The organism is Stenotrophomonas sp. 05L44_2, from assembly GCF_056665995.1.
This window is the reverse complement of the sequence record NZ_JBFTNR010000267.1, coordinates 1-7,122: the sequence shown is the minus strand read 5'-3', so window position 1 is coordinate 7,122 and position 7,122 is coordinate 1. Positions and strand designations below refer to the sequence as shown.

5 protein-coding genes and 1 pseudogene are annotated in these 7,122 nt (G+C 66.8%); 1 reads left to right on the top strand and 5 read right to left on the bottom strand.

All coding sequences use genetic code 11. The features are described from left to right. The 5 genes and pseudogenes from AC1VAN_RS10925 to ilvC all read right to left on the bottom strand — a co-directional run. Positions 1–414: pseudogene (locus AC1VAN_RS10925) on the bottom strand (2-isopropylmalate synthase); the annotation flags it as partial. Beyond that, complete coding sequence (locus tag AC1VAN_RS10920; RefSeq protein ID WP_480985796.1) at positions 411–1,502, bottom strand: threonine dehydratase; 1,092 nt, start codon at positions 1,500–1,502, stop codon at positions 411–413. The gene AC1VAN_RS10920 and the pseudogene AC1VAN_RS10925, both read right to left, overlap by 4 nt. Positions 1,503–1,598: 96 nt before the next feature. Continuing rightward, positions 1,599–1,850, bottom strand: a complete 252-nt coding sequence (locus AC1VAN_RS10915; protein ID WP_025874150.1) for an ACT domain-containing protein — start codon at positions 1,848–1,850, stop codon at positions 1,599–1,601. Continuing rightward, positions 1,834–3,570, bottom strand: a complete 1,737-nt coding sequence (gene ilvG, locus AC1VAN_RS10910) for an acetolactate synthase 2 catalytic subunit (RefSeq protein ID WP_059065039.1) — start codon at positions 3,568–3,570, stop codon at positions 1,834–1,836. The genes AC1VAN_RS10915 and ilvG overlap by 17 nt, the downstream gene beginning before the upstream one ends. Before the next feature lie 37 nt (positions 3,571–3,607). After that, positions 3,608–4,582 (bottom strand): ketol-acid reductoisomerase, encoded by a 975-nt coding sequence (gene ilvC, locus AC1VAN_RS10905; RefSeq protein WP_480985795.1) that lies wholly within the window; start codon positions 4,580–4,582, stop codon positions 3,608–3,610. A 619-nt stretch (positions 4,583–5,201) separates the two neighbouring features. Here ilvC and ggt point away from each other — a divergent pair. After that, on the top strand, positions 5,202–6,863 hold the full coding sequence (gene ggt, locus AC1VAN_RS10900) for a gamma-glutamyltransferase (RefSeq protein ID WP_442252294.1): 1,662 nt from the start codon (positions 5,202–5,204) through the stop codon (positions 6,861–6,863). Positions 6,864–7,122: the final 259 nt, after the last annotated feature.

Genomic DNA, 7,122 nt, shown 5'->3' with positions numbered 1-7,122 from the left:
GGCCAGCGCTACGTGCCTGCGTACCGATTCCAGTACCTGCTCGCGGGTCATCCGCAGCTTGTGCTCACGGTGCAGCGGGCTGGTCGACAGGAACACATGCAGGCGCGGGTTGGCAGCGGCTTCCAGCGCACGCGCCGAGGTTTCGATGTCGGCCTGCAGGCAGCGCGACAGCACCGCCAGGCTCAGGCTCGGGCGGCGCAGTTCGCGGCCGATCAGGGCCATCGCTTCGCGGTCGGACTGCGAGCTGGCCGGGAAGCCGGTCTCGATGATGTCCACGCCCAGTTCGTCCAGCGCACGCGCCATCACCAGCTTCTGCGGCGGGCTCATGCTGCAGCCGGGGGACTGCTCGCCGTCACGCAGGGTGGTGTCGAAGATGCGGATGCGCGGGGTGGTAATTCGTTCGATGGTGGTCACAGGGAAATCTCCTCGACAGCGGGTGCGACGGCTTGCAGGGGGGAAGGGGAAGGCGTGGGAAAAGCGGTGGCGGTCGCCTTGCCGGGCGAGCGCGGGGTTTCTGCCCGGCGCCGGCGCGGCTTGCGTGGCGGGCGTGGGCGGATGTCGGTGAGCAGGCCGGCGAGCACGCCGGCGTCGATGTTGCCGCCGGAGACGACCGCGCACTTGCGGCGCCCGGCGACGCGACGGCCGGCGGCCAGTGCCAGCGCACCGGCGCCTTCGGCGATGATGTGTTCTTCCAGTGCCAGCCGCACCAGGGTCTCGCGCAGCTCGGCTTCGCGCACGATCACCACATCGTCCAGCAGCGAGGTACACAGGCGACGGGTCAGGAAACCGGGGATCTTCACCCGCACGCCATCGGCCAGCGACGGCACAGGATTGATCTCGCGCACGTCGCCGCGGATCGCGCGGGCCATCGAATCGACCCCCTCGACCTGCGCGCCGACGATGCGCACGCCCTGTGACTTCAGCGCCAGGGCGACGCCGGATGCCAGGCCGCCACCGCCGATCGGTACGATCACCACGTCCGGCGCGTGTGCGRCCAGCTCGATGCCTACGGTGCCCTGGCCGGCGATGACATCGGCATCGTCGAAGGCGGACAGGAAGCGGTAGCCGTGGCGCTGCGCCAGTTCGACGGCGAACGCATAGGCCTCGTCATAGCTGTTGCCGTGCTGGCGCACCGTTGCACCCCAATGGGCGACGCCAGCGATCTTGGTGGCCGGTGCGCCATGCGGCATCACGGTGATGGCTGGCACATCCAGGCGATAGGCGGCCCAGGCCACGCCCTGGGCGTGGTTGCCGGCCGAGGCGCAGATCACCGGCCGGGTATCGCCACGTTCGCGGGCGGCCAGCAGGGCATTCAGCGCGCCGCGCACCTTGTACGAGCCGGTGCGCTGCAGGTTTTCCAGCTTCAGCCAAGTGCCGAAGCGCTCGGCATGATGCAGCGGCGTGGGCGGCAGGAAGCGGCGCAGGCGGGCCTGCGCAGCCAGTACGTCGGCAACGGTTACATCGCCGACATCGCTTTCCTTGCTGGCGTCAGCGGCCGGCATGGACCACCAGCAGGGTGTTGCCGACCACCGCATGCGGGCACGGGCGGCGAAGAAGACGCCTCCGTACCGGCACCGTGTTGCAAACGGTACGGGCGTTCATGCGGATGCTCCTTCCAGTGCGGTCATCTGCACCGAAACGCAGTCGTAGATCTTTTCCATCTGCCGGCACAGCGTTTCCGGCGGGCGCTGGCTGTCCACCACCAGTTGCAGGTGCCAACGGCCATCATCGGCGGCCACCGGCGCACCGGTGATCGCGCGCGGCGCGAAACCGCGGCGTTCGGCCATGCCGATCACGCGCAGCAGCGCGCCCTCGGCCGGTTGCAGCACCAGGTCAAGCCGGTATTGCATTGGGGATCTCCTGGCGTGCATGTGCAGGGTTGCTTTCCAGCATGGTGCTGTTGGCGGTATTGGGCGGTACCAGCGGCCACACGTTCGCGCGTGCATCGATGGCCACGTGCAGCAGGGCCGGGCCGGGTTCGGCCAGCAGCGCGGCCAGGCCACCTTCGACGTCATCACGTGCGTCGATGCGCGTGGCCGCGATGCCGAACACCTTGGCCAAGGCGACGAAGTCCGGGTTGTCGGACAGGTCGATCTCGCTGTAACGCTCGGCAAAGAACAGTTCCTGCCACTGCCGCACCATGCCCAGCGAACTGTTGTCCAGCAGGATGATCTTCACCGGCAGGCGGCAGCGGGCGATGGTCGCCAGCTCCTGCACGTTCATCATGAAGCTGCCATCGCCGGAGACCAGCACCACCGTGCGCTCGGGGCAGGCGAACTGCGCACCCATCGCCGCCGGCAGGCCGAAGCCCATCGTGCCCAGTGCACCGCTGGTCAGGTGGTTGCGCGGATGAGTGAAGCGGCAGTGCTGCGCAACCCACATCTGGTGCTGGCCGACGTCGCAGGCGACCACCGTATCGGCCGGCGCCAGTTCGCTCAGGCGCTTCAGCAGCGCCGGGGCGTAGATGTGCTGGCCGGGTGCGTCGTAGCGCGCGGCGAAGCGATCGCGATGCTGGGCGCAGCGCTTGCGCCATGCGTCCTGATGGGCCTTGGGGGAGGGGAAGGCCGCACGCAGGGCGCGGATGGCGTGGCCGACGTTGCCGGGCACGGCGACATCGGCGCTGCGCAGCTTGGAGATCTCGTACGCATCGGCATCGATGTGCACCACGCGGGCAAACGGTGCGAACTCGGCCAGCTTGCCGGTCGCCCGATCATCGAAGCGCGCACCCAGCACCAGCAGCAGATCGCTTTCCTGCACGGCCATGTTCGCCGCGCGGGTGCCGTGCATGCCCAGCATGCCCAGCGACTGCGGGTGCTGGGGAGGCAGCGCGCCCAGCCCACGCAGGGTCATCACGGTGGGGATGGCGCTGGCTTCGACGAATTCGCGCAGGTCCTGCACGGCATCGCCCAGGGCGATGCCACCACCGGCGTAGACCACCGGCTTCTCGGCCGCCGCCAGAGCCGCGATGGCCTCGGCGATGGCCGCGTCGGCGGGGGCCGGCGGCGGTTCCACATTGGCCGGCACATGCGCCGGCAGGTGGCTGGCATCGGCCAGCTGCACGTCTTTGGGCAGATCGATCAGCACCGGGCCGGGACGGCCTTCGCGGGCGATGCGGAAAGCATCGGCCACCACGCGCGGCAGGTCATCGACGCTGCGCACCAGCCAGCTGTGCTTGACGATCGGCATCGTCAGGCCGAACACGTCCAGTTCCTGGAACGCATCGGTGCCCAGCAGCGGCGTGGCGACCTGGCCGGTGATGCAGACCATCGGCACCGAATCGAGCATCGCATCGGCGATGCCGGTGACCAGGTTCGACGCGCCCGGCCCGGAGGTCGCCACGCAGACGCCGACCTGGCCACTGGCGCGCGCAAAGCCGTTGGCGGCCAGTGCCGCGCCCTGCTCATGGCGCACCAGGATGTGCTTCAGCGACGAATCCACCAGCGCGTCGTAGAACGGCATGATGGTGCCGCCCGGATAGCCGAACAGCGTACGGACACCCTCGGCCTCCAGCGCCTGGGTCAGCCAGCGCGCGCCGTTGGGCGGCGCGCTGCGGTGTGTGGGAGAGTTCATGGGGGAACCTTGCAGAGCGGGTGGGGGTGCCGCGTTGTTACGCGGCTTGACCTTGCAACCAGACCATCTTGGCGCGCAGTTCCTTGCCTACCTTCTCGATCGGGTGCTCCAGGTCGGCCTGCTTGAACTTGTTGTAGTTCGGCAGGCCCGCTTCGTACTCGGCCACCCAGTTCTTGGTGAAGGTGCCGTCCTGGATGTCCTTCAGCACTTCCTTCATGCGCGCCTTGGTACCGGCGTCGATCACCCGCGGGCCGCTGACGTAGTCGCCGTACTGCGCGGTCTCGGAGATGAACTCCAGCATCCGCGAGATGCCGCCTTCRTAGAWCAGGTCGACGATCAGCTTCAGTTCGTGCAGCACTTCGTAGTAGGCGATTTCCGGCTGGTAACCGGCTTCGACCAGCGTCTCGAAGCCCGCCTGCACCAGTGCCGAAGCGCCGCCGCACAGCACTGCCTGCTCGCCGAACAGATCGGTTTCGGTTTCTTCCTTGAAGGTGGTCTGGATCAGGTTGGCGCGCGCACCACCCAGGCCGGCCGCATAGGCGAGCGCGTACTCGGCGGCCTTGCCGCTCTTGTCCTGGTAGACCGCCCAGATGCATGGCACACCGCGGCCGATTTCATATTCGCGACGGACCAGTGCACCCGGGCCCTTCGGTGCGACCAGCACGACGTCCAGGTCTTCGCGCGGCTTGATCATGTCGAAGTGCACGTTCAGACCATGCGCGAACAGAAGCACCGCGCCCTGCTTCATGTTCGACGCCAGCACGTCCTCGTACAGCTTCTTCTGCACCATGTCCGGGGTCAGCACCGCGACCAGGTCGGCATCCTTCACCGCATCGGCCGGTGCCTTCACGGTGAAGCCATCGGCCTGTGCCTTGACCTCGGTGGGGCCGCCCGGACGCAGGCCTACCACCACTTCGAAGCCGGATTCACGCAGGTTCAGCGCGTGCGCGCGGCCCTGGCTGCCGTAGCCGATGACGGCGATCTTGGTCTGGGGCAGTTCGTTGGTGCTCATGGGGGAGGTTCCTTGCGGGTGGGAAGAAAAAAGACGGCCGGCAGTCGAAGCGACGTACCGGCCGGTCAGGGAAAAGCGGGGAGGGCAGCGCCGCGCATCGCACAGGTACTGCCACCACGAGAGTTCGTGGTGCAGCAGGTCCAGGTTGTGGAGGAGGCGGTGGTCATGGTGGTTGCGTCTGAAACCAGGTCCTGAAATGAAAAAACCCGCACCTGGGCGGGTGCGGGTTTTTGAAGAGTTCCGGTGTGTTTGTTGCTTACACGCTGGCTCGTCCCGCACCTGTTGGTTGGGTAATAAGTACGGATGGTTGCTGCTGAAAGTGTTTCGGTGAACCCGAATTCACTCTTTTCAACGGGTTTTTTGCGCGGATTCCGGCGATACCAGCTGCGCTCGCCGGGTCGTGCAGCGCCCGGTGTGCCGCGGGAGGTTCCGCGCGCATTGCGATGCGTTCGTGGCAATGGCGCCCGTGGCTCCATGAGGCGCCCCATGACCTATGCCCGATGGCCCCCGGTCGCGGTAGYGGCGAAGATCCGGTCACCACCCCTTCCCTCGGAACCTGACCGTGTCCCGACGTCTTGCCCGTTCCCTGCTGGCAGCTGCCGTGCTGGCTGCCGTGCCCATGCTGTCCCAGGCCGCCGACCGCATTACCGGCCACACCTTCGCCACCCGTTCGGAGGTGATCGCCCCGCATGCGATGGCCGCCACCTCGCAGCCGCTGGCTACCCAGATCGCGCTGGACGTGATGAAGGCCGGTGGCTCAGCCGTCGATGCCGCCATTGCGGCCAACGCAGCGCTGGGGTTGATGGAGCCGACTGGCAATGGCGTCGGCGGCGACCTGTTCGCCATCGTGTGGGACCCGAAGACGCAGAAGCTCTACGGCTACAACGGCTCGGGCCGTTCGCCGAAGTCACTCACCCTGGCCGAGTTCCAGCGCCGTGGCCTGAAGGAGATCCCCGCGACCGGCCCGCTGCCGGTATCGGTGCCGGGCGTGGTTGATGGCTGGTTCGCGCTGCACGAGCGCTTCGGCCGCAAGCCGATGGCCGACAACCTGGCCCCGGCCATCCGCTACGCGCGCGACGGTCATCCCGTTGCCGAAGTGATTGCCTATTACTGGGATCGCTCGGTGCCGAAGCTGTCGCAGTAYCCGGGTTTCAAGGAACAGTTCACGATCGATGGCCACGCGCCGCGCAAGGGCGAGATGTGGAAGAACCCCAACCTTGCCGACACCCTGCAGAAGATCGCCGACGGCGGCCGTGATGCCTTCTACAAGGGCGACATCGCCCACACCATCGGCGATTACTTCAAGAAGAACGGCGGCTATCTGAGCTACCAGGACATGGCCGACCATCATGGCGAGTGGGTCGAGCCGGTCAGCAGCAACTACCGCGGCTACGACGTGTGGGAGCTGCCGCCCAACAGCCAGGGCATCGCCGCGCTGCAGATCCTCAACGTACTGGAAGGCTACGACTTCTCGAAGATTCCGTTCGGCTCACCCGAGCACGTGCATCTGTTCGTGGAAGCCAAGAAGCTGGCCTTCGCCGACCGTGCGCGCTTCTACGCCGACATGGCCTTCCAGCCCGCGCCGGTACAGAAGCTGATTTCCAAGGAGTACGCAGCGCAGCGTCGCGCGCTGATTTCGATGGACAAGGCGCTGAAGGAAGTGCAGCCGGGCACGCCCAAGCAGCTGGAAGAGGGCGACACGATCTACATGACCGTGGCCGATGCCGACGGCATGATGGTGTCACTGATCCAGTCCAACTACCGCGGCATGGGCAGCGGCATGGCCCCGCCGGGGCTGGGCTTCATCCTGCAGGATCGCGGCGAGATGTTCGTGCTGCAGAAGAACCATCCCAACGGTTACGCACCAGGCAAGCGTCCCTTCCAGACCATCATTCCGGCCTTCATCACCAAGGGCGGCAAGCCTTATGCAAGTTTCGGCGTGATGGGCGGTGCGATGCAGCCGCAGGGGCACGCACAGATCGTGATGAACCTGGTGGACTTCGGCATGAACCTGCAGGAGGCCGGTGATGCCCCCCGCATCCAGCATGAGGGATCGACCGAACCGACCGGGCAGGCGACGGCCATGACTGATGGTGGCGAGGTCAATCTGGAAACCGGGTTCCCGTACGAGACGGTGCGGGCGCTGATGCGCAAGGGGCACCGGGTGGTGTTCGCCGATGGTCCGTATGGCGGTTACCAGGCGATCCTGCGTGATCCGGAAACCGGCGTGTACTACGGCGCGTCGGAGAGCCGCAAGGATGGGCAGGCGGCGGGCTACTGAGGTTTCCCGGCCAACGGGCTGAGCCCCCTCTGCGGAGGGTTCAGAAGCGGGATCGCTTGCTGGGCCGGGTGGGTGGGCTGTTCGGGGGACGCCGTGAATCCGTCCCTGGAGGCTTGGCAGCCGCATCCATGCGGCTGACACCCCCGCCCAGCCCACCCACCCGGCCTCTGACAGTTTCCTGCGGCCGCCGCCGCAGCAAGAGAAAGAAGAAGATCAAAAGCAAAAGCAACAACAACAGCCGCGTGCTGATGGTTGGGGT